The sequence below is a fragment of the Clostridium sp. HCS.1 genome (assembly GCF_047900555.1).
Lineage (GTDB): Bacteria > Bacillota > Clostridia > Clostridiales > Clostridiaceae > Clostridium.
Map to the genome: position 1 here is coordinate 167,309 of NZ_CP170704.1, position 22,683 is coordinate 189,991.

Annotated in this window: 23 protein-coding genes and 1 riboswitch; of the genes, 18 read left to right on the forward strand and 5 right to left on the reverse strand. The window is 28.4% G+C overall.

Annotated elements, in window-relative coordinates; genetic code table 11:
• Nucleotides 1–11 precede the first annotated feature (11 nt).
• Both nrdG and ACFYH6_RS00775 read left to right on the forward strand, forming a co-directional pair.
• On the forward strand, nt 12–521 hold the full coding sequence (gene nrdG, locus ACFYH6_RS00770) for an anaerobic ribonucleoside-triphosphate reductase activating protein (protein WP_416179799.1): 510 nt from the start codon (nt 12–14) through the stop codon (nt 519–521).
• A 34-nt stretch (nt 522–555) separates the two neighbouring features.
• Nucleotides 556–657: riboswitch (purine riboswitch) on the forward strand.
• Nucleotides 658–740: 83 nt separating this feature from the next.
• A complete protein-coding gene (locus ACFYH6_RS00775; RefSeq protein ID WP_416179800.1) occupies nt 741–1,313 on the forward strand; it encodes a xanthine phosphoribosyltransferase in 573 nt (190 codons plus the stop codon).
• Between the two features lie 110 nt (nt 1,314–1,423).
• Here ACFYH6_RS00775 and ACFYH6_RS00780 read toward each other — a convergent pair whose 3' ends face one another.
• Both ACFYH6_RS00780 and ACFYH6_RS00785 read right to left on the reverse strand, forming a co-directional pair.
• Nucleotides 1,424–1,807, reverse strand: a complete 384-nt coding sequence (locus ACFYH6_RS00780; RefSeq protein WP_416179801.1) for a hypothetical protein — start codon at nt 1,805–1,807, stop codon at nt 1,424–1,426.
• A gap of 187 nt (nt 1,808–1,994) precedes the next feature.
• On the reverse strand, nt 1,995–4,019 hold the full coding sequence (locus tag ACFYH6_RS00785) for a penicillin-binding transpeptidase domain-containing protein (RefSeq protein ID WP_416179802.1): 2,025 nt from the start codon (nt 4,017–4,019) through the stop codon (nt 1,995–1,997).
• 297 nt (nt 4,020–4,316) lie between these two features.
• Here ACFYH6_RS00785 and ACFYH6_RS00790 point away from each other — a divergent pair, with 297 nt between their 5' ends.
• The 5 genes from ACFYH6_RS00790 to ACFYH6_RS00810 all read left to right on the forward strand — a co-directional run bounded on the left by ACFYH6_RS00790 (nt 4,317) and on the right by ACFYH6_RS00810 (nt 8,316).
• Nucleotides 4,317–5,792 (forward strand): leucyl aminopeptidase, encoded by a 1,476-nt coding sequence (locus ACFYH6_RS00790; RefSeq protein ID WP_416179803.1) that lies wholly within the window; start codon nt 4,317–4,319, stop codon nt 5,790–5,792.
• Between the two features lie 175 nt (nt 5,793–5,967).
• A complete protein-coding gene (locus ACFYH6_RS00795) occupies nt 5,968–6,372 on the forward strand; it encodes an arsenate reductase ArsC (protein ID WP_416179804.1) in 405 nt (134 codons plus the stop codon).
• An 88-nt stretch (nt 6,373–6,460) separates the two neighbouring features.
• Nucleotides 6,461–6,766: a PadR family transcriptional regulator gene (locus ACFYH6_RS00800; protein WP_316341877.1), complete on the forward strand. Its 306-nt coding sequence runs from the start codon at nt 6,461–6,463 to the stop codon at nt 6,764–6,766.
• Between the two features lie 145 nt (nt 6,767–6,911).
• Nucleotides 6,912–7,568 carry an ATP-binding cassette domain-containing protein gene (locus tag ACFYH6_RS00805; protein ID WP_416179805.1) on the forward strand — a complete coding sequence of 219 codons (657 nt, stop codon included), beginning with the start codon at nt 6,912–6,914 and terminating at the stop codon, nt 7,566–7,568.
• Nucleotide 7,569: 1 nt separating this feature from the next.
• Nucleotides 7,570–8,316 carry an ABC transporter permease gene (locus tag ACFYH6_RS00810; protein ID WP_416179806.1) on the forward strand — a complete coding sequence of 249 codons (747 nt, stop codon included), beginning with the start codon at nt 7,570–7,572 and terminating at the stop codon, nt 8,314–8,316.
• Between the two features lie 22 nt (nt 8,317–8,338).
• Here the strand turns inward: ACFYH6_RS00810 and ACFYH6_RS00815 are convergent, their stop codons facing one another.
• The gene (locus ACFYH6_RS00815; RefSeq protein WP_416179807.1) at nt 8,339–11,170 is read right to left on the reverse strand and encodes a sigma 54-interacting transcriptional regulator; all 2,832 of its coding nucleotides are present in this window, start codon (nt 11,168–11,170) and stop codon (nt 8,339–8,341) included.
• A gap of 6 nt (nt 11,171–11,176) precedes the next feature.
• A complete protein-coding gene (locus ACFYH6_RS00820) occupies nt 11,177–12,307 on the reverse strand; it encodes an anaerobic sulfatase maturase (RefSeq protein WP_416179808.1) in 1,131 nt (376 codons plus the stop codon).
• 264 nt (nt 12,308–12,571) lie between these two features.
• Between ACFYH6_RS00820 and ACFYH6_RS00825 the strand changes: the two genes are divergently transcribed.
• The 10 genes from ACFYH6_RS00825 to ACFYH6_RS00870 all read left to right on the forward strand — a co-directional run bounded on the left by ACFYH6_RS00825 (nt 12,572) and on the right by ACFYH6_RS00870 (nt 19,855).
• Entirely contained in the window at nt 12,572–13,003 is a 432-nt protein-coding gene (locus ACFYH6_RS00825; RefSeq protein ID WP_416179809.1) for a PTS sugar transporter subunit IIA, read from the forward strand.
• Between the two features lie 21 nt (nt 13,004–13,024).
• Nucleotides 13,025–13,495, forward strand: coding sequence for a PTS system mannose/fructose/N-acetylgalactosamine-transporter subunit IIB (locus tag ACFYH6_RS00830; protein ID WP_416179810.1), 471 nt, complete (start codon nt 13,025–13,027; stop codon nt 13,493–13,495).
• Nucleotides 13,496–13,521: 26 nt separating this feature from the next.
• Nucleotides 13,522–14,316 carry a PTS mannose/fructose/sorbose/N-acetylgalactosamine transporter subunit IIC gene (locus ACFYH6_RS00835; RefSeq protein WP_416179811.1) on the forward strand — a complete coding sequence of 265 codons (795 nt, stop codon included), beginning with the start codon at nt 13,522–13,524 and terminating at the stop codon, nt 14,314–14,316.
• On the forward strand, nt 14,316–15,128 hold the full coding sequence (locus tag ACFYH6_RS00840; RefSeq protein ID WP_316341886.1) for a PTS system mannose/fructose/sorbose family transporter subunit IID: 813 nt from the start codon (nt 14,316–14,318) through the stop codon (nt 15,126–15,128). Before ACFYH6_RS00835 ends, ACFYH6_RS00840 begins: the two co-directional genes overlap by 1 nt.
• A gap of 123 nt (nt 15,129–15,251) precedes the next feature.
• Nucleotides 15,252–16,730: a sulfatase gene (locus tag ACFYH6_RS00845; protein WP_416179812.1), complete on the forward strand. Its 1,479-nt coding sequence runs from the start codon at nt 15,252–15,254 to the stop codon at nt 16,728–16,730.
• A 10-nt stretch (nt 16,731–16,740) separates the two neighbouring features.
• Nucleotides 16,741–17,169 (forward strand): galactose-6-phosphate isomerase subunit LacA, encoded by a 429-nt coding sequence (gene lacA, locus ACFYH6_RS00850; RefSeq protein WP_316341888.1) that lies wholly within the window; start codon nt 16,741–16,743, stop codon nt 17,167–17,169.
• Nucleotides 17,170–17,180: 11 nt separating this feature from the next.
• Complete coding sequence (gene lacB, locus ACFYH6_RS00855) at nt 17,181–17,696, forward strand: galactose-6-phosphate isomerase subunit LacB (RefSeq protein WP_416179813.1); 516 nt, start codon at nt 17,181–17,183, stop codon at nt 17,694–17,696.
• Nucleotides 17,689–18,546: a tagatose bisphosphate family class II aldolase gene (locus tag ACFYH6_RS00860; RefSeq protein WP_416179814.1), complete on the forward strand. Its 858-nt coding sequence runs from the start codon at nt 17,689–17,691 to the stop codon at nt 18,544–18,546. The genes lacB and ACFYH6_RS00860 overlap by 8 nt, the downstream gene beginning before the upstream one ends.
• Nucleotides 18,547–18,561: 15 nt before the next feature.
• A complete protein-coding gene (locus ACFYH6_RS00865; protein WP_316341891.1) occupies nt 18,562–19,500 on the forward strand; it encodes a 1-phosphofructokinase family hexose kinase in 939 nt (312 codons plus the stop codon).
• Between the two features lie 28 nt (nt 19,501–19,528).
• On the forward strand, nt 19,529–19,855 hold the full coding sequence (locus tag ACFYH6_RS00870) for a DUF202 domain-containing protein (protein WP_416179815.1): 327 nt from the start codon (nt 19,529–19,531) through the stop codon (nt 19,853–19,855).
• Between the two features lie 63 nt (nt 19,856–19,918).
• Here ACFYH6_RS00870 and ACFYH6_RS00875 read toward each other — a convergent pair whose 3' ends face one another.
• Nucleotides 19,919–21,067 carry an ROK family transcriptional regulator gene (locus ACFYH6_RS00875; protein WP_316341893.1) on the reverse strand — a complete coding sequence of 383 codons (1,149 nt, stop codon included), beginning with the start codon at nt 21,065–21,067 and terminating at the stop codon, nt 19,919–19,921.
• Nucleotides 21,068–21,243: 176 nt separating this feature from the next.
• On the opposite strand from ACFYH6_RS00875, the gene xylA reads away from it, so the two are divergent.
• Complete coding sequence (gene xylA, locus ACFYH6_RS00880; protein ID WP_316341894.1) at nt 21,244–22,551, forward strand: xylose isomerase; 1,308 nt, start codon at nt 21,244–21,246, stop codon at nt 22,549–22,551.
• The last annotated feature ends 132 nt before the right edge of the window (nt 22,552–22,683 follow it).

Genomic DNA, 22,683 nt, shown 5'->3' on the forward strand with positions numbered 1-22,683 from the left:
GGATGTAATAATTGAAGGATACCATTAGATTAGCAGGAATAGCCTATGAGAGTTTAGTTAATGGACCTGGAATTAGAAGAGTATTCTTTTCACAAGGCTGTAATCATAATTGTAAGGGGTGTTTTAATCCAGAAACTCACGATTTTTCAGGTGGAGAAGAGAAAAATATAAATGAACTTATAGAAGATGTTTATAATAATCCTATGATTAAGGGTATAACCTTTAGTGGTGGAGATCCCTTTGAAAGAGCTGAAGAATTTGCTTATATGGCTAAAGCTTTTAAGAAGAAAAACTTAAATATTTGGAGTTATACAGGATATACCTTTGAACATATACTTGATAATTTAGAAAAAAGAAAGGGATGGAAGGACTTAATATATAACTTAGATGTATTAGTTGATGGAAAATTTGAAGAAGATAATGCTATTGAAGGATTAAAGTTTAGGGGTTCAACTAATCAAAGAATAATTGATGTGCAAGAAAGCTTAAGAACTGGTAACATAATTATATTAACTTATTAAACTTGATTTTTTTATTCAAAAGATTATAATTATAAAAAAAGAATATTATAGTATTCGTATATGCTTGAAAATATGGTTCAAGTGTTTCTACTAGGAAACCGTAAATATCCTAACTACGAAGAAAATATTGCCATGGATTTTTTGGCTTTATTACTGAAGATATAAAGAGGACAGGCTTCTAGAATACTATATTTATTAAGTAGTAGAGGAGAAATATACATGGAATTATTAAAAGAAATGATAATGAACAAAGGAAAAGTTAGAGAAGGAAATATATTAAAGGTTGACTCCTTTTTAAATCATCAAATGGATGTAAAGTTTTTAAATGAAGTTGGTAAAGAATTTAGAAACAGATTTAAAGGTGAAAAAATAGATAAGATACTAACAATAGAAGCCTCAGGTATTGGAATAGCAGCTATTGCTTCACAATATTTTGATTATGTACCAGTTGTATTTGCAAAGAAAACTGAAAGTTTAAATTTAGATAAGGAAGTATATGAATCAGAAGTACATTCCTTTACTAAAAATAAAACATATAAGGTTAGAGTAGGAAAGCAATTCTTAAATGAAGGTGAAAATATATTAATAATAGATGACTTTTTAGCTAAGGGATGTGCAACTAAAGGACTTATAGACATTATTAATCAATCCAAAGCAAACCTAATTGGAGTTGGAATAGTAATAGAAAAAGGTTTCCAAGAAGGAAGAAGTGTATTAGAAGGAATGGGCGTAAGAGTTGAATCTCTAGCAATTATAGATAAATTCGAAGAGGGAAAAGCAATAATAAAGTAAGAGCTAATAAGTAAAAAGTAAGAGTTTAGAAGTCTCTTAAGCATATAAGAGCCCCAAAAATGTTAGATATAAATATATAACATTTTTGGGGTGTTTTTTATGAAATGTTTCTATTCTTGTGTAAATAAAGTTTTGAATTCTTCGGGAATTTGTATAACTGATTCTACTTTATATTCACTAGTAGCTTCAATTTGATAAAGCTTAACTAAAAGCATTTCTCCATTTTCAAAAGTGATAATATTATATAAGCTATGTGTACTACCTGCAGTTGAAATATCTTTAAGCTTTTTAAAATCTTCTTTAGATATTGAATTTTCAAGACCGTCACTAAATAGATCTTTAAAAGCCTCATAATTCCCAGCATCAATATAGTTTTTAATTATAATAGAAGTATTTACTGGAGAGTTAGGCTTTATAGATTTATCTTTTGTACATGACAGTAAAAATAAGCTACTTATAATAATTAAAGAAAATAACAATTTAGATTTTTTCATAAAATAATCCCCCTAAAAAGATAATATAATTTTAATTCAAGTGGTATTATATGTAAATAAAAAGATTATGTACTAATTTTAGTACATAACCTTTTAATAATTAACTTAGAATTATATTTCTTTAATACATTAAATATCCTGCAACATACAAAGCAATTTTAAACTCTTACCTCTTAACTATTCCATCTTACCTATTAAGGTAATACTCCATAACATTTCTTACTTTAGGTATAGTAACATGACTACCTCCTCTATCTTTTACATTTTCAATTATCATAGAAATTGAAATTTTAGATGAATCTGGGTCTGTAGAAACGAACCATCCATTTTCAGTTCCATTTGCATCATCTTGAGATGCCTTTATTTCGGCAGTACCTGATTTTCCAGCAACTCTATGTCCAGGAACAGCTCCATCAGGAAGAGTAGCCCCAGCATCATTAACAGAAGCTGTAAATGCATCAATTAAAATTGGTAAGTTATTTTGTGATATTAAGCTTTCTTTCCATACTTTTGCTTCTGGACTTTCACTTATAACTAATCTAGGTTGCATCATATTACCTTCATTTGATAGGGTACTATAGAATAATGCTATATGAAGTGGTGTTACCATAACTTCACCTTGTCCATATCCTGTATCTGCTATAAGTATATCTCTATTTAACTCTCCATCATTAGAAATTTGTGAAGCTTCCATTGGGTATTCGAAGGTTAACTCTTCTCCTATACCAAAGCCCTTAAGACCATTAATAAATTTTTCACTTCCCAGGTCTAATGCTACTTGAGCATAGTAAATATTATCTGAATAGTTGGCAGCATCCTTTAAGTTTACTGCTTTTCCAGGATCTATTACTCTAGTAACTTTATAATCACCCCAAGAACTATCCTTTTGCCATTTTAATCCCTGAATATCTTTGGCTTCATTTGGATCTATAACACCATTTTCTAAACCTATTATTGAAGTTAATAGCTTCATAGTAGAGCCAGGAGCATAAGCTTTATTAAATCTATTTATTTCGTCTGCATGATTATTTTCTTCCCATTTAGCTTTTTGAGTTTTACTTATATAAGTAGTAAAAGTATTTGAATCATATGAAGGTGCACTTACCATAGCTATAACTTCTCCAGTTTTAGGATTAACAGCAGTAGCAGCTCCCTTTTCTCCAGACATTTCATTATATATTTTATTTTGAAGATCATAATCAATTGCTAATTTAATATCTTTTCCGTTTACAACTTCAGTACTAGATATACTTATCTTTTCCATTCCACGCTCTATATAAATTTCACCAGCATCTGTACCTCTTAAGGTATCTTCATACACTTGTTCTAAGCCAGCTTTACCAATAAGGCTTGTATCATTATAACCCTTGTCTGAATTTGCTTCTAACTCTTCAGCAGTAATACTTCCTATATATCCAATAAGTCTACCAAAGGCTTCACCACCATAATAAATTCTACCTACTTTTTCTTGAAGGAGTATTCCATCATCATCTCTATTTTTTAAAGTAGATATCTTTGGATCTGTAGTTAATATATCTACAAGAGGAATAAAGTGCTCAGGATTAGTATTAGCCTCTAGTTTAGTGGTAATATTATCTTCGCTTATATCTAATGCATTAGCAATTTCAGTAATCTTAGCTTCTATATTTGATTTATTAAAATTAGAAGGATAAATACCTACTGTATAAATAGTACCATCTTCTGCTAATACCTTTCCATTTCTATCAAGAATATTACCTCTTTTAGCTTGGGTTGTTAAAACTCTAATCTTATCATCCTTTATCATATTAGGGAAAATTAAGCTTTCATCCCATTTTACTTTATATTCTTTGTCTTCTTTAATAACAGATAATTTATAATCCTCAAGAGATAAGTCTCCAGTTATAGAGTTCATCTTTAATTTAAATGGGATTGTTATATTTCCATCTTCTTTTAAAGGCTCACCATTAGTTTCAAAAGATAAGTTATTTGCATTTATAGCCGTAAATATATTAGTGTATCTTGAAACAAAATCTTCTTCTGATATGTATTCTTTAGATTCATTAGTTAACATTTGATACATAGATGAATAGTCAGCTTCTGCCCATTTTTCAGTGAAAGTATTAAAAGTTTTCTCTGCCTTACTAACTCCAGAGCATCCATTAGAGATGAACATAAATGCTAGAAGTAATGAGAAAACTATAGTCACTTTCAAATTTCTTATTAATTTCATATATTTTTAACCCTTTCCGTTTTTATAATTTATATCTAAAATTATATCACTAAATTAATAAGTTTACATAAAATAGAAAAATAAAAAAGCGCCGAAGCGCTTTATAAATAAATGGGGGATGGGACCTGTATAAACAGGTTTTTTGTATCTACATTAGTATTATTAACAATGTAAAAATTTTTATACATAAAAAATAATAAATTTTCAAAAAATAAAGTAAATAATAATTATTATCCATTGAATAGATTTTCTAATAGTGGTATTATGAGTAAAAGGAAGTTAAAATGAGGTGATTAAATGAGTATAAACTATAGAAGTTTAACTTGTTCAACAGCAGATGCTTTAGTCATCTACCTATTAGAAGGTAAATTACAAGTATCAAATGAAGAGTTAAATAAAAATATAAAATTTGCAGAAGCAAAAGAATTATTCAATGGAAAAAATGGAGAAGTATATACTTTCACAAGACCAAGTGATGAAACTATTCAAACTGTAGTATTAGTTGGCTTAGGAAAGGAAGAAGAATTAAATTTAGATAAAGTTAGAGAAGCAACAGGAAAGGGAATAAAAAAGATAAAGGAATTAGGCCTTACAAATATATTCTTAAGAGTTCCTCATACTGAAAATATAAAACTTGAAGAATTAATAAAAGCTATGGCAACTTCAGCTGAATTAGCTAATTATACATTCAATAAGTATAAGACTGATGCTAAAGAAGAAAAGGAATTAAATGTTTCAATTTCTAGATGTGGAATAAAAGAAGCTACAAAAGAAATAGAAGATGCAATAAATGAAGGTGTTGAAATAGCTAAGGGAATAATAATTGCAAGAAACTTAGTTAATGAACCATCAAATGTAATTTATCCAGAAACTTTAGCAGAAGCAGCAGTTAATGTTGGTAAAGAAAGTGGATTTGAAGTAGAAGTTCATGGAGTTGAAGAAATAAAAGCTTTAAAGATGGAAGCTTTCTATAATGTTGCAAAGGGTTCTTCTAAGGAGCCTAAACTTATAGTTATGAGATACTTTGGAGATAAAGATAATAAGGAAACTGTTCTTGGACTTGTAGGTAAGGGATTAACTTATGATTCAGGTGGATATTCACTTAAACCAAGCAATAGTATGAAAGATATGAAATCAGATATGGGTGGTGCAGCTTCAGTTATAGGAGCAATGTCTATAATTGCAAAAAGAGGACTAAAGCTTAATGTAGTAGCAGTTGTAGCATCTTGTGAAAATTTAGTTTCTGGTGATGCATACAAGCCAGGTGAAGTAATAGGCTCAATGGCTGGTAAGACTATAGAAGTAGATAATACAGATGCTGAAGGAAGATTAACTTTAGTAGATGCTATTCATTATATAATTACAAAGGAAAATGTTAATGAAGTTATAGATTTAGCAACATTGACAGGTGCAGCTTTAGTTGCTTTAGGTGAAACTACTACAGCAGTAGTAACTAACAATGATGAGTTCTATAATGAATTAAAATCAGCTTCAGAATATACTGGAGATAAGATGTGGCAATTACCTGCTTTTGATGATTATAAGAAATTAATTGAATCTCATATAGCAGACTTAAAGAACAGTGGTGGAAGATATGCAGGAACAATAACTGCAGGATTATTTATAGAAGCTTTCGTTCAAGACAAGCCTTGGTTACACTTAGATATAGCTGGAACAGCGTGGACTTCAAGTAATAGTAACTTAGGAGTAAAGGGTGGAACAGGTGCTCCAGTGCATACATTATATGAACTAGCTAAGAGAAGAAGTAAATAATATAGTTAATAGTTAATAAGTAAGAAGTAATAGTTATAGTAGAGGCTCGGTATTTTACCGAGCTTTTTTATTTAAAGAGTTTAGAAGGCCTGAATTTATTGACAAGGTATTGATAACAATCTATATTGATAATAAAGTAAAAGAATAGAATGAAGTTAATTTAAGGAGAATAAAAATGAAGAAAAAGGTAGCATTTATTTGTGTCCATAATTCTTGTAGATCTCAAATGGCTGAGGCACTAGGAAAATTATACGGGGAAGATGTTTTTGAAAGTTATTCAGCAGGAACTGAAACTAAACCAGAGATTAATCAAGATGCAGTAAGAATAATTAAGAAACTATATGGAATAGATATGAATGAAAGTCAAAAGTCTAAGTTAATTAGCGATATACCAAAGGTAGATATAGTAATAAAAATGGGATGTAATGTTGTATGCCCAGTTGTATTAGCTAATCATATAGAGGATTGGGGACTTGATGACCCTACTGGTAAATCTGATGAAGAATTTATTGATATTGCAAAAAAAATAGAAGAAAATATCAAGGCGCTAATAGAAAGAATTAAAGAGAAGAAGATTTAATTTTTTTAGTATATAAATATTTTTGTAACAAATAACATAATGAATTATAATATTATTACTTATTAAGTTTAAATAAGGGGATGGAGCTTTGAAGAATCAAATAATAAGAAAAGTATTTAATGGTCTGATATATATACATATTTTGCATCATGGAAGTGAAGGAAGTTTTTATGGAAGCTGGATGATAGAAGAGCTTAAGGAACATGGTTATACAGTTAGTCCAGGAACAATATATCCCATATTAAAGCTTATGGTAGATGAAGAACTATTAGAAAAAGAAGATAAAATAGTTAATGGAAAAGTAAGAAAGTATTATAAAACTACAGAAAAGGGGAATCAACTTCTAATAGAATTAAAGAAAAATTTAAAAATATTAGTTGGTGAAATTATGTAGTTAAGGAGTTATAGTTAATAACTCCTTTTTTTATTTAATAAATAAGAAAGATTTATACCATAAGTTTGTAAATATAATTAAAATATGGTATTATCATATTACGATATTGAATTACGATATTGATGAAATTGTTATGAGGTGAGGCATGGTGGATATATTAAATATAGAAAATGTAACTTTTAAGGATAAAGATAATATTATTATTGATGACATTTGCTTACGGGTTAATAAGGGAGACTGCATTTCAATTGTGGGGGGATCTGGAGGAGGAAAAAGTACATTCCTTAGACTTTTAGCAGATTTAATATCTCCTTCTAAGGGTGAAATAAAATATATTGGAAAAAACTATATGTCATATGACCCAATAGACCTTAGGCGAAAGATAAGTTATTGTACACAATTACCATATCTTTTTGGACATACAGTAAAGGAAAATCTAGAATTTCCATTTAAAATAAGGCATAAAGAAATAGATAAAAAGAGAATAATAGAGCTTCTTAACATTTTCAATTTAGATGAATCCTATTTAAGTAAGGATATAAATTTACTATCAGGTGGAGAAAAACAAAGAATTTCTCTAATTAGAAGTTTAATATTTATTCCAGATATTTTATTGTTAGATGAAGTGACATCAGCTCTAGATAATGATAATACTGTTATAGTAGAAAATTATATAAAAGAATTAAATAATTCAGGAGTAACTATATTATGGATTACTCATAATAATGAACAGAGTAAAAGGATTTTTAATAAAAGAGTAGCGATGAAAAATGGAAAGATAGAGAAGGTAGAGGTGTTATAGGATGAGTACAGAATCATTAATATTATCATCTATACTAGTAGCAATTCCTGTTTTTATTTCTTATAAAGATAAATTAGATTTAGAAAAAGAAATAATTTTTAGTATGATAAGAGCTATAGTTCAACTTTTAATAGTAGGTTATTTATTAAACTTTATCTTTGGTCTTGAAAAGCCTATATTTACTATTATTTTAATTATAGTAATGGTATTTAATGCAGCATTAAATACTAGAAAAAAGAAAGAAATAATAGAGAATCAACTATTTATTTCCTTTATTTCAATTTTAATTGGTACAAGTATTACTTTAGGTGTTTTAGTATTATCTAAAGCTATAAAATTTATTCCTAGTGAGATTATACCAGTAGCTGGAATGGTAGTAAGTAACTCAATGGTAGCATTGTCATTAGCCTATAAAAATCTAATTAATAGTTATAAAAATAATGGAACAGCAGTAGAAATTAAATTAGCTTTAGGGGCAAATACAAAGGATGCATCTCAAGATATAATTAGAGAAAGTATTAAACTTTCTATTATGCCAAGCATAGATTCAGCTAAAACCTTAGGAATAGTATCCTTACCAGGAATGATGACAGGATTAATATTAGGAGGGGCTTCCCCATTACTAGCAGTTAAGTTTCAAATAATGGTTACTTTTATGATGATTTCATCAACTTCTTTCTCTGTAATGATGGCAACATATTTAAGTTATAAGAAATTCTTCAATGATAGAAAGCAAATAAAAATATAAGTAGAGATCTTAATATCTCTACTTATATTTTTTTACTTTGTTTTTCAGATTCTTTTACGATTTCACATATAAAATACAACTCATTTTCAGGAATTGATATATTAAAGGTATCTATAATTAAAGTGAACGCTTTTTCAATTATAGAAATATATTTTTCATTTCTTTTTTTGTAAGAAGATATCTCTTCATTAGATGTTAAAATAAAATCCTTAAGTAAAAGCCTTTCTATTAAGCATGAAATATGAATAAATATTTTACTAAGGCTAGAGTTAGTCATAATTATATTCAATTCAGCTTCTATAGTATTAATAAAATCCAGTATAGAAGATTTAATTTTATCACTAGAAAGAATAGTTAAATATTTATTAACTGCATCACAAGTAATATTAATTGTTATATCTTTTGTTATAGTTTTTACCATTTTATTTGTTGAAATTTCTTCATTTATTCCTAAGAGATTTAAGAGTTTGTTGATTCCAGAATTTAAAAGAATATCTTCAAGAGATATAAATGGAACTTCACTGTTTTCTGGATTTATACTACCTATTATTGCAAGAGGTCTTTTATCTACTGAAGTTTGTTTAATAATATCTCGTAGCTTCTTCTTATTTTCTATATTTAAAGGAATTATTTCCACATTAAAGATATTATAAGTTTTTAATAAATCTTCTATGCTATTCTTTAAGTAATTTGCAATACCTTCACCAGAATTACAAACAGTATAAATAACATTTTTTTTGTTAATAGAAAGATAATTTTCTATTTTTTTATTAAAGAAATAATTAAGTTTATTGTTTGTACATAATAAATCACGTAAGATGTCTTCTAAATCATTTTTTAAAAATATTGATTTTCTTATAGCTTCTATAACTAAAAGAATATTTATTGATTGTAATGTTACTACATTTATGCCAGTCTCCTTTTTTATTGTTTCATCTAGATTAGTTAATGAACCCATATCTGCAAAAAGAATTAATCCCCTTTTAAAACTTTTACCTCTTAAATTTTCTATTATCAAGGATAATATATTATTTGTGTTTTCACTAAGAGGCATATTTACAGATAAAGCAAAGTTAATACTAAGTAAATCATTAGCAACTTTTGCAATATCACTGGCTATTGAATCTCCATGTGCAGCAATCATAACTCCTACAGGTTCAAAAACTTCCTTTGTTTTTAATGAATCTATTATTATCATAAGGTTATTTAACTCTGATGGCGGACAATAAATATTAAATCTTCCTTCTAATATTTTTATAAGTTTTTTAGATATATTTTGTATTTCAGAAGGTATTTCACTTAATTCAATAGTAGAAGGAGATGAGTGGCAAATAATACTATCACAATCTTTTAAATTCTTAAGATATAATGCTAGAGCTATATAAGAACTTTTATCAATAATTAAGTTTAAGTCTTCATATAATATATCAGATAATGTAGTAACTATTTCAGATATTTCATCATCTATAAAGTCAGGAAATATATTTTGTAATGCAAAACTTTTTGCTATTAATTGAGTATAATCATAAAAAGCTTTTTTAATATCTTTATTTTCTTTCAATTGAGAATTAAAGAATCTAAGAAAATCATAGGATGGAGTAGTAATTTTTTTATTAAAGTCTAATTTAGGTAAAAATCTATACTCATCTCTGTCTAGAAGTAATTCTACCTTTTGTCTAGTTGATATATCTATATTAGTAAGTGAATTATTTGTATATAATGGAAATGAATCTTTGGTTATATATACCTTGTCTAGATTATTCATCCTACTATCAAGATAAGATCTTGCAACTGAAAGTTGAATATCACTAGATAGTTGTCCTATATTTCCTTTAGGGTTATAAAGCATTAAGTCTGCTAGACAGTCTTTAGTAGCAATTATAGGCATGTTAATCTTTTTTGCTTCATTATCATAAAGGGATGTTATTAACATAAGTTTTTCACTTAAGCTTCTATCATTTAAATTTGGAATTTTTACTATTGAAGGAATTCTTCTTATAAAGGTTGTTAACAACATAGAATTTGGATTTTCAGTAGTTGCAGCAATAATTAATACATTGGAAGTTCTTTCAGAAGATACCTCTCCAAGTCTCCTAAACTTCTTTTTATCTATGTATAAAAAGAGCATTTCCTGGCCTTCTGGCGGAAGTCTATGAATTTCATCTAAAAATAAAACTCCATTATTAGCCTCTTCTATTAAACCTCTCCTGTCAGATTCTGCACCAGTATATGCACCTTTTACAGAACCGAAAAGTTGAGATACCAATAAATTTGGGTTATTTGCATAATCTGCACAGTTAAAAACAACAAATGAAGAATCCTTTGAAAAGATGTTGTTAATTAGTCCATATTCGTACATAAGTTCAGCAAAAAGACTTTTACCTACTCCAGATTCCCCTAAAAGTAATGTATGAAGTCCACCAGGGTATAAAATAGATGATTTAGCTAATTTTATAATTGGGGCAAGGCTATTATTTGCACCAATTAATTTATTAAAGGGATCTATATCATTATTTTTTGGTAATACAGGAGAAAGCTTAATATTATTTTCTTCTATATTAATTAATTCCATTAAAGATAAGCACTCAATTGATGAATCAAATAAGTTTATATTAAATAGTTCTTCTAAATGATCTTTATAAAAATATTTTGTTGGCTTACCTTTTATTTTAATAAGAATGCCATCTTTATGTAATTTATTTAAATCAGAAGATGCATTGTTTCTTAATATGTCTAAATTTTCAGATAAGTCTAAGGATGAAATACCTATATAGGGATTGTTTATTATGTCTTCCACAGTTAAATTAGAGCAAAATTTGTAAATATAATTTTTTATCATTTCAATACGTAACAACTAGATCTACCTCCTAAAATTCTCTCTTTGAATTTTAAGTGCTACATTTTTTAATTTATCTAAGGAATATGAGTAAAATTTATAATATGATTCACAGAAGTAATTTAGGTTATCTTTTTGATTTTCTCTATGCCTTCTGCAACCACCTCTGCAAAAAGTGAAATAAGCACAATTTTTACACTTATCATTTATATTTTTTGATGAATTGATAAATTCTAATGTATTTTTATTTTTATGAATATCTTCAAAGGAGTTTTCTAATATATTTCCGATACTATAAGATTCATAGGTGTAAAAGTCACAAGGATAAACTTCTCCATTACTTTCTATAATATGCTGACATGAGCATATTCCTTTCATTTCACATGCCTCATAATCTTGGTTAAAGAATAATCCTAAAATGTTATCAAATAATCTTATACTTATATATTTATCAGATAGAATATCATCGTACCAAAGATCAAAAAGTTTAATTAGAAAATCACCATATTGAGAAGGGGTTATAGAGAAGCTACTTAGATTCATATCAGAGTTTTCTAATGGCTCTAAACAAGGAATAAATTGCAGATAATTAAAATTATTCTTTTTATAAAATTTATATGTAGATTCTATTTTTTTGCATAAAGCAGAAGTAATAACTGTTAGTATATTATATTCTACATTATACTCTTCTAGTATATGTATTCCCTTCATAACTCTATTAAAAGACTCATTATTTAAATAATCTACTCTATTTAAATTGTGCAAATCTTTATTTCCATCTAAGGATATACCTATTAGAAAATTATTTTCATTAAAAAAACTTGCCCATTCATTATTAATAAGAGTTCCATTAGTTTGCAATGCAAAGGAGAAGCTTGTACCATTGATATTATTTGTTTTTATGTAGTCAATAAGTTCTTTATAGAAGTTTATTCCCACAAGTAGTGGTTCACCACCTTGAAAGGCTATTGAGCAATTACCACCATTGCAATATTCAAAAACTCTATCTAATATTTTTTTTACTGTATCTTCCTGCATAAACCCATAATCTTTAATCTCTCTAGCATCAGATATAGAATTATAAAAACAATATTTGCATTTTAAGTTGCATTTACTTGAAGAGGGTTTAATCATCAAGCTTAAATTTTTTTTCATAAAAATCCTCCTTTGTGACATTAAGAATTATGTAAATGTTTTAGTACCTCTATATCTATATCTTAAAATCAACTAATAAAAAAAACAAGTGAATTTCTAATTGTAGTTATTATATGAGTTTTTAAAAGAGTATTGAAATAGTATTAGTAAAAAGTATTTATTATAAAAAAAGAGTATTAAAGAGTATTACCGTCTTGAAAAATAATAGGTTTTAGAATTTGGCATGATATTTGCTATAAATAATGGCAAGAGGAGGATGAGGAAATGAATGAAATAGGAGTTATATTAATTAGCCATGGATACTTTGCAAAATATGCAATGGATAGTGCTGAAATGATTATAGGAAAACAAGAAAATTATAAGGTTATTTCAGTAACAGATGATAAAGATTTAGAAGATGTTATAAAGGAACTAGAGGATTCTTACAATGTTTTAAGCAAAGGAAGAGAAGTAATTATATTAACTGATATATTTGGGGGAACGCCTTGTAATGCTACTTCAAGATTAATATTAAGTGGTAAAAAGCTAACAGCTTATACAGGATTTAATTTACCCGTATTATTAGAACTATTATTAAATAGAGATAAACCTTTAAATGAAGTTAAATTAAACCTTGAAAAAGTACATAGTGAAACTTTTATAAGTATAAGTGATAAGGTTTTAAATAAATTAAATGAAGATGAAATAGCTTTATAAAAAAATAAAGGGGAGATTTAAGTGAGTATTAAATTAGTTAGAATTGATGACAGACTTATACATGGACAAGTTTGTTCAACTTGGATTGGGGACTACAATATAGAACAAGTGCTTATTATTAATGACAAGGTTTCTAATGATCCTGTTCAAAAATCAGTAGTAGGATTAGCAGCACCTTCAGGAGTAAGAGTTTTAGTTTTTGGAGTAGATCAATTTATAGAAGTTATTAAGAAAAATCCTATTAAAAAGGCAACATTACTATTATTTACTACATCAATAGATGTTTTAAAGGTTATGAAAGGTGGCTTAGAAATAGCAAAATTAAATGCTGGCGGAATGAGATATAACGAAACAAGAAAGAGATTAACAAAATCAATTTCAGTAACTCCAGAAGAAGAAAATGCATTTAAGGAAATTATAAATATGGGGGTTGAAGTATTTATACAAATGGTTCCTAAAGATGATGTTATTTATATGAAAGATATTATATAAAAAATAAAAAAAGGGGAGAGTAGTATATGTTAATTAAAGCTATATTAGTTGCTATATGGGCAGGCATATGTGCTTGGGACCAATATGGACCACACTTAGGATTTAGAAAACCTTTACTAGCAGGAGCTATTACTGGACTTATTTTAGGGGATTTAAGACAAGGACTTATTATTGGAGCTACTTTAGAGTTAATGTGGTTAGGTGTAAATAATGTAGGAACCTATGTACCACCTGATGTTATTTCAGGATCTGTAGTAGGAGTAGCAATAGGTATTTTATCTGGTGGAGGAGAAGCAGCAGGAATAGCAATAGCAATACCAGTATCACTTTTAGTTCAACAACTTGATATGTTATGTAAGACATTTAGTATATCTTTAGTACACAAGGCAGATAAAATTGCTGAAACAGGAGATTTTGATAAAATAGATAAACTACAATATATGGGGGCTGGACTTATATTTTTAAGTAGAGCATTTCCAACATTTATAGCAGTATTTTTAGGTGCTAGTGCAATCGATTCAATTATGGCATTTATACCAGCAAGTGTTATGACTGGATTAACAGTTGCATCAAAAGTAATACCTGCAGTTGGTATAGCAATGTTATTGACTATGATGCTTAAAAAGAATATGTGGATGTTCTTAGTATTAGGATTTACATTAACAACTTATTTAGGACTTCCAACACTAGCATTAGCATTAATAGGTGCATGTTTTGCTGGAATATACGATTTAATAATGGCTAAGAAAGAAAAAGAAACAACTGTAAATGTTTCAACAGTAGAGGTTGATAATTCTGAAGAAGGAGGTTGGGATTTATAATGGCAAACTTAATTACTAAAAAAGAGTTAATGAAGGTATTTTGGAGATCACAATTATGTCAAATGTCACATAACTATGAAAGAATGCAAAGCTTAAGTACTGTATATATATTAAAACCAGTATTAAAGAAATTGTATAAGGATAGACCAAAAGAAGAAAAAGTTAATGCAATGAAAAGACATTTAGAATATTTTAATACACATCCAATAGCTATGCCATTTATCTTAGGAATAGTATCTGCCATGGAAGAAACAACTGACGAAGATCAAAAAGAATCAGTTATTGCTATGAAAACAAGTTTAATGGGACCTTTCGCTGGAATTGGAGATAGTTTGCTTAACTTTACTTGGATGCCAATTGCAGGTTCTATAGGAGCAGCCTTTGCTTTAGATGGAAGTATATTTGGAGCAATAATGATGTTCTTAATGATTAATTGCTTATACTTCCCATTAAAATACTTTGGATTAACTAAAGGTTATTCAAAAGGAATAGAAGTATTGGGTAAGGAAGATAATGGTAAGGGTGTATTTGATAGATTAGCAAATATGGCTAACGTATTAGGAATAATAGTTGTTGGAGGATTAATTGCTACAACTGTAAAAGCAACATTAGGAGTTCAGATATCAGCTGGTGAAAATCCACTTATGTTGCAAGAAATGCTTGATAAGGTTATGCCTAACTTAGTTCCATTATTAGTTACTGTTGTATGTTATTACTTATTAAAGAAATCTAATGGTAAGAATGCAGTATGGATTATATTCGGAGTTTTAATAATAGCTGTAATCTTATCTATGTTAGGAATAATCGTTTAACATAAATTTATGGAGCTGCAGTAGGAGCTCCTTATTAAAAATGTAGAATTATTGATGTAATTCATTTTACATTGTGCGAGAACACTATCTCTATGATGGAAATTTTAGATAGGAGGATATGGAATGAGGACAGTTGTAATTTTAATGGATACTTTAAAAAGAGAGATGATGGAAGTTTACAACGAAAATACTTGGGTAAGAACGCCGAACATAACTAACTTTTCTAAGGAAGCCACTACTTTTGATAATCATTGGGTTGGTTCTGCTCCATGTATGCCAGCAAGAAGGGATATACTTACAGGAAGGCTTAATTTCTTAGAAAGATCTTGGGGACCTATAGAGCCCTTCGACATAACATTACCTAAAGTTTTAGCTGAAAAAGATGTATTTAGCCACATTGTAACAGATCATCCTCATTACTTTAGACTAGGTGGAGAAGGATATGTTCAACAGTTTACAACTTGGGATTTTTATAGAGGACAGGAAGGAGATCCATGGATATCTAGAATAGATGATCCATCATTTATGCCTAAAGATTATTATGGAAAACTTAGAAGGCAATATCAATGGAATAGGACAAAATGGGATAGACATGAGGAGGAGTATCCTACTCCAAAGACTTTTAGTGCAGCTTGTGATTGGTTAGAAGATAATAAGGATCACGATGACTTTTTCTTGATGGTAGAAACCTTTGATCCTCATGAACCTTTTGATGTTCCTGATGAGTACATGGAACTTTATGATTGTAAATATGATGGACCTTACTTTGAGATACCTAATTATAAGGAAGTAGATGTACCAAAAGATGCATTAGAGTATATAAATAAAAGATATGCTGCACTACTTACAATGACAGATAAACATTTTGGAAGGTTAATTAAGAAATTAAAGGATTTAAATTTATATGATGATACATTGATTATAGTTACAACAGATCATGGATACTTCTTAGGGGAAAGGAACTATTTTGGGAAAAATTATATGCATATGTACAATGAATTGGCCCATATACCATTATTAGTAAGATTCCCAAATGGAAAGATGGCTGGAGAGAGAATTAATTTATTAACTCAAAATATAGATATTATGCCAACGGTTTTAGATTATTCTGATATAGATATCCCAAAAGATGTACAAGGATTTTCTTGGAGGAATATAGTTGATGGAAAAGAGTATAAAAGAGATTATGCGTTGTATGGATATCATGGAGTAGCTGTAAATATAACAGATGGAGAGTATACATACTTTAGAGCTCCTAATAAGGAAAATAAACCTTGTTATGAATATACTTGTATTCCTACAACTATAAGAAAGTACTTAGGAAAAGAAAATCAAGAAGAAATAGAGATGGGAAGATTTATTAATAGAACAAATTATCCTGTATATAAAATAAAGATTAATAATCCTTCAATTCTTGATAACGTAGAAAATGCATTAGAGTATACAAGTGAGAATAAGTTGTTTAATATAGCTGAAGATTATTATCAAACAAAACCTATTAAAGATAATGAATTAGAAAATAAATATAAAAGACTAATGATACGAGCATTAAAGGAAATGGATGCTCCAGAAGAACAATTAGAAAGATTAAATCTAAAGTAGGAGGTATTTTATGAAAATAATTATTTCATCAGATTATAAAAGCAAGGATTTTAAAGACTCTATAAAATTATATCTTATAGAAAAGGGATATGATGTAATAGATAAATCACAAGGAAAAAAGTTAGATTTTTATGACTCCTCAAATTTAGTAGCAGAAGCTATTCTTAATAATGAAGGTGAAAAGGGAATAGTAATAGATGAATATGGAACAGGTTCTTTTAATGTGTGTACAAAACATAAGGGAATAATATGCGCACAGGTTGCAGATGAACATTCTGCAAAGATGACTAGAGATCATAATAATACTTCAATAATTGCAATTGGCTCCAAGGTAACAGCTCTAGAAATAGCAAAAAGAATAACAGATAAATTTATTTTATCTAATTATTCTGGTGGAAGACATCAAATAAGAGTAGATATGTTAAATAAGATGGCATAGGAGGGGAAAAAATGATTATTTCAGTTGGTTGTGATCATATAGTAACAGAGGTTAAAGATAGTGTTGTTGAATATTTAAAATCAAAGGGATATGAAGTTATAGATAACGGGACCTATGATAAAGAAAGAACTCACTACCCTATATATGGAAAGAAGACTGCTGAAAAAGTAGTTAATGGAGAAGCAGATTTAGGAATAGTTATTTGCGGAACTGGTGTAGGAATTACTAATGCAGCTACTAAGATAAAGGGGGCCAGAGTTGCATTAGTTAGAGATATAGAAACAGCAAGATATTCAAAAGAAAATTTAAATATAAATATATTAGGATTTGGTGGAAGAATAACTGGACTTGGACTTATGGAAAACATAATAGATGTATTTCTTGAAACTAAGTTTAATCCTACAGAGGAAAATATAGCAATGGTAGAAAAATTAAATAATATGATAGAAAAAGATTATGCAAATGGTGATGAGCATTATTTTGATGAGTTTATGGATAAATGGGATAGAGGTGAATATCATGACTAAAATACTATCAACAAGGGAAATGCTAAATAAAGCTCAAAGAGAAGGCTATGCAGTACCAGCCTTTAACATTCATAATTTAGAGACATTAGAAGTAGTTGTAGAAACAGCAGCAGAATTAAAATCACCAGTAATACTAGCAGGAACACCATCAACTATTGCATATGCAGGAGGAGAATTTATAGTTGCCATGGCAGAAGTAGCAGCCGAAAAATATAATATTCCAATAGCAATACATTTAGATCACTTTGAAGTAATAGATGAAATAAAGCACTTTGTAGATTTAGGATTTAAGTCAACAATGATAGATGCTTCTCATGCGCCATTTGAAGAAAATATAGAAACCGTTAAAAAAGTAGTTGAATATGCACATAAATATGATGCAACAGTTGAAGCAGAACTTGGTAGATTAGGTGGACAAGAAGATGATTTAATAGTAGATGAAAAGGATAGTAAGTATACTAATCCAAAGCAAGCAAAGGAATATGTAGAAAAAACAGGAATAGATTCATTAGCTATAGCAATTGGAACAGCACATGGATTATACAAGGGAGAAGCAAAATTAGATTTAGATAGATTGAAGGAAATAAGAGACTTTGTAGATGTGCCATTAGTTTTACATGGAGCCTCCGATGTACCAGATGAATTAGTTAAAAAAGCAATAGCACTTGGAATATGTAAAGTAAATGTAGCAACTGATTTAAAAATACCATTTTCAGATGCAGTAAAAAAATACTTTATAGAAAATCCAGAAGCTAATGATCCAAGAAAATATATGACACCTGGAAAAGAAGCTATGAAGAAGGTAGTTGAACACAAAATTATGGTTTGTGGAAGTAATGAAAAAGCTTAATTATAAGGAGTTAGTATGATATTAGTAATTAATTTAAATGCATCAGTAGATAAAAAGTATGTTATGGATGATCTAAACAAAGGCTTAGTAATGAGAGCTAAGAGTGTTGAAAATACTCCAGGTGGAAAAGGGATCCATGTAGCTAATGTATCTACAATATTAAAAGAAAAATGTATAGTTACTGGATTCTTGGGTGGAAAAACAGGAGAGTTTATACATGATAAACTAGAGGAGTATGGAATAAAGCAAGATTTTGTAAAGATAAAAGGTGATACAAGAGAGTGCTTAGCTATAATCACTAATGATTTAGTTCAAACAGAAATACTGGAGCCAGGCCCTGAAGTTACAGAGGAAGAACAAAATAGATTCATAGATAAGTATAATGAGTTATTAGAAGAAGCCAATATAATAGTAGCATCAGGAAGCCTTCCTAGAAATATACCTAAGAATTTTTACAAGAAGCTTATAGATATAGCCAATAGTAAAAATAAAAAATTTTTATTAGATACAAGTGGAGATTTACTTAGAGAAGGAATTGAAGGAAAACCATTTTTTATTAAGCCTAATAAGGATGAAATAGAGTTTTTAACAGGAAGACATATAGAAAGCTATAAAGATGCTGTTAGAGAAATTAAAGAATTTCATAAAAAAGGTGTAGAGCTAGTTGCAATTTCATTAGGAGCAGAGGGATCGGTAATAGGATATAAGGGAATATACTACAAAGTAACAGTACCTAAGATTAATGCCATAAATCCAGTTGGATCAGGAGATTCTTACGTAGCAGGAGTAGCAATAGGACTTGAAAGAGAGTATGAAATAGAAGATATATTAATGCTTGCATCAGCCTGTGGAACAGCAAATGCATTAGAAGAGGAAACAGGTTCAGTTAAATTGGATGTAGTTCAAGATTTATTGGATAAGGTAACTATTTCTATAATTGAAGAAGACACCTAAGAATTAGTTGTTTTAGGAGGTTATAAAAATGAGTGAAATAAAAAATTCTAAAAATATAAAATCTAAAATAGTAAAGAAAGAAGATGTATATAACTTTAAGAAAGAAGAAATGATATTAAGGGACTTCTTAGCTGCAGATAGAACTCTGTTAGCAAATGAGAGGACATTGTTAGCATATATTAGAACTGGAATCAGTCTTTTAGCAATAGCCATATCATTAATAAAATTATTTGATACTACAGCCACCTATATATTAGGGGTAATATTTATAATTTTAGGGCTAGTACCAATATTTTTAGGGTTATATAGATACAAAATTATTAATAAAAAACTAAAGAATGTTATATATAAGTAGAAATTATTAAAGATAAATAGTATAACCTTCTAAATACAAGATAAGGAGCTACCAAGCAGCTCCTTATATCATATCTGGGAAATCATTTAAAAAGTCATATATACAACGAGTTATTCCTCCGAATAAGTTAGACTTTCCATCTAATTTATTTGGGAGAAGAGTAACATCCTTAGAAAAGATTGAATTTATTTTATCATTAACTAAATTTAAATACTCAGGTATATAATCTATTAATTCACTATGTATAAATATATTATCAGGAGCAAATAAGTTAAATATATTAGTTATTCCTATAGCCATTAGTTCTATATTATTTGAAATTATATCAATAGCTTCTTTGTTATTAGAATTGTATAATTTACAAAGTTCTTTTACTGTTTTAACCTTTAAACTAGATTTATTATTAAATTCTTCTAATAAGGCTGGAATAGAACAATATTGCTCAAAGCATCCCTTATTACCACAAGGACATTTCTTGCCATTAGGCACAAGAACCATATGACCTATTTCACCCGAACGTCCTTCAAAGCCAGTATAAAGTTTTTCATTAATTATAATTCCAGATCCTATTCCTGAATGAACATTTATTACTATAGAATTCTTTAATTTTTCTTCAGAATTTTCAAATTCTCCAATAGCAGCTAAATTAGATTCATTTTCAAGATGGAATCTTATTTTAGGTAGAATTTTAGATAACTCTTCTTTTAAGTTTATCTTATCTAAATCGTAATATGGAGTAAATTTAATGGAATCATTATATACTCTACCATGAATAGCAAGACTAACTCCAATTAATCCATATTTATATTCTCCTATATAATTTTCTAAAGAGTTAATTGTATTAACTACTATATCAACTACATTATCTTTATTTACAACTGTTTCATAGTGTTCATAAGCTATGATATTTTTATTTAAGTCAGTAAGTAAAAAACCAATATAATTAGTACCTAAGTCAATACTAAGACTAAGACCTGCCTTTTCGTTTAATTTAAGAAGAATAGGTTTTCTTCCACCACTAGAACTACCATTTCCAATTCCTATTTCAGAAACAATTTCTTTTTCAACTAATAAACTAATAATTTCAGAAACACTAGCTTTATTAAGATTTATAAGTTTTGAGATATCAATTCTAGATATATTTGGGTTATTAAAAAGCAGCTTTAATATTTCAACTATATTAGCCTTTCTAATGTTAAATTTATTATCCATAGAGTACCATCCTTATTGATTGTTTATAAATAATATAGCATAGCCCTTTAAAAAGTTCAAAATCTAAATTCAGATAAAAAATAGAAAAAATAGTCAATGTAAACATTGACATCTTAAAAATCAAGGTGTATTATTAAGTTAGATAGGAAAACTAACTAATTAAATGAGGTGAAGATATGGAATTCTTTAATAATGTACAAACTATAAAATATGAAGGACCAGATACAGACAATATGTTTGCATTTCGTCATTACAATCCTGAAGAAATAGTTTTAGGAAAACCAATGAAAGAACATTTAAAATTTGCAGTTGCTTACTGGCATACTTTCTGTAGTGATGGAGCAGATCCATTTGGAAAAGGAACTAATCAAAGAAATTGGATAACAGATGACCCAATGCAAACAGCAAAAAATAAAGTTGATGCAAACTTTGAATTATTACAAAAATTAGGCGTTGAATATTTCTGTTTCCATGACATGGACGTTGCTCCATTTGGAAATAGCTTAGAAGAATTCTTCCATAACCTAGATGTTATAACTGACTATATGAAGGAAAAGATGGACAAGACTGGCATTAAGCTTTTATGGAATACAGCAGATAGACATGCTAATCCTATATATGTTAATGGTGCTGCATCAAGTCCTAATATAGATGTTTATGCAATGTCAGCAGCTCAAGTTAAAAAGGGAATTGATATAAGTAAAAAATTAGGCGGTAAAAACTTTGTATTCTGGGGTGGAAGAGAAGGTTATGAAACTTTACTAAACACAGATATTCAATTTGAAGAAGAAAATATAGCAAGATTATATAAAATGGCAATAGCTTATTGTGAAAAGATTAATCATAAATTAACTTTCTTAATTGAACCAAAACCAAAAGAGCCAATGACTCATCAATATGATTTTGATTCAGCTACAGCTTTAGCATTCCTTCAAAAATATGACTTACTAGGACACTTTAAGTTAAATATTGAAGCAAACCATGCAACTCTTGCTGGACATACTTTTGAACATGAATTGAATGTAGCTAGAAATTACAATGCTTTAGGTTCAATTGATGCTAACCAAGGAGATGAGTTATTAGGATGGGATACAGATGAATTCCCAACTAACGTTTATAATACTACTTTAGCAATGCTAGAAGTATTAAAGAATGGTGGATTACACGATGGTGGAATAAACTTTGATTCTAAAGTTAGAAGAACTTCTTTTGAACAAGAAGATTTAATAATAGCTCATATTGCAGGAATGGACACTTATGCAAGAGGATTAAAAGCTGCAGCTAGAATAATTGAAACTGAATTCCTAGACAATGTTAAAAAGGAAAGATATTCATCTTATGATAGCGAATTAGGAAAACAATTATTAAACAATGAATTAGATTTAGAAGCTTTAACTAATCATGCATTGTCAGTTAAAGAAGTTAAGAACAAATCATCACATATTGAATTCGTAAAATCAAAATTAAATGATTTAATATACTAAAGTTTAGGAGCTGTTATAACAGCTCCTAAATGAAAAATTAAAAATGAATAATGTAGAATTATTGATGTAATTCCATAGGAATTACTAAAAATAGATACTTGTAGAAACTCCATTAGGAGTTTCTTCTTTAAT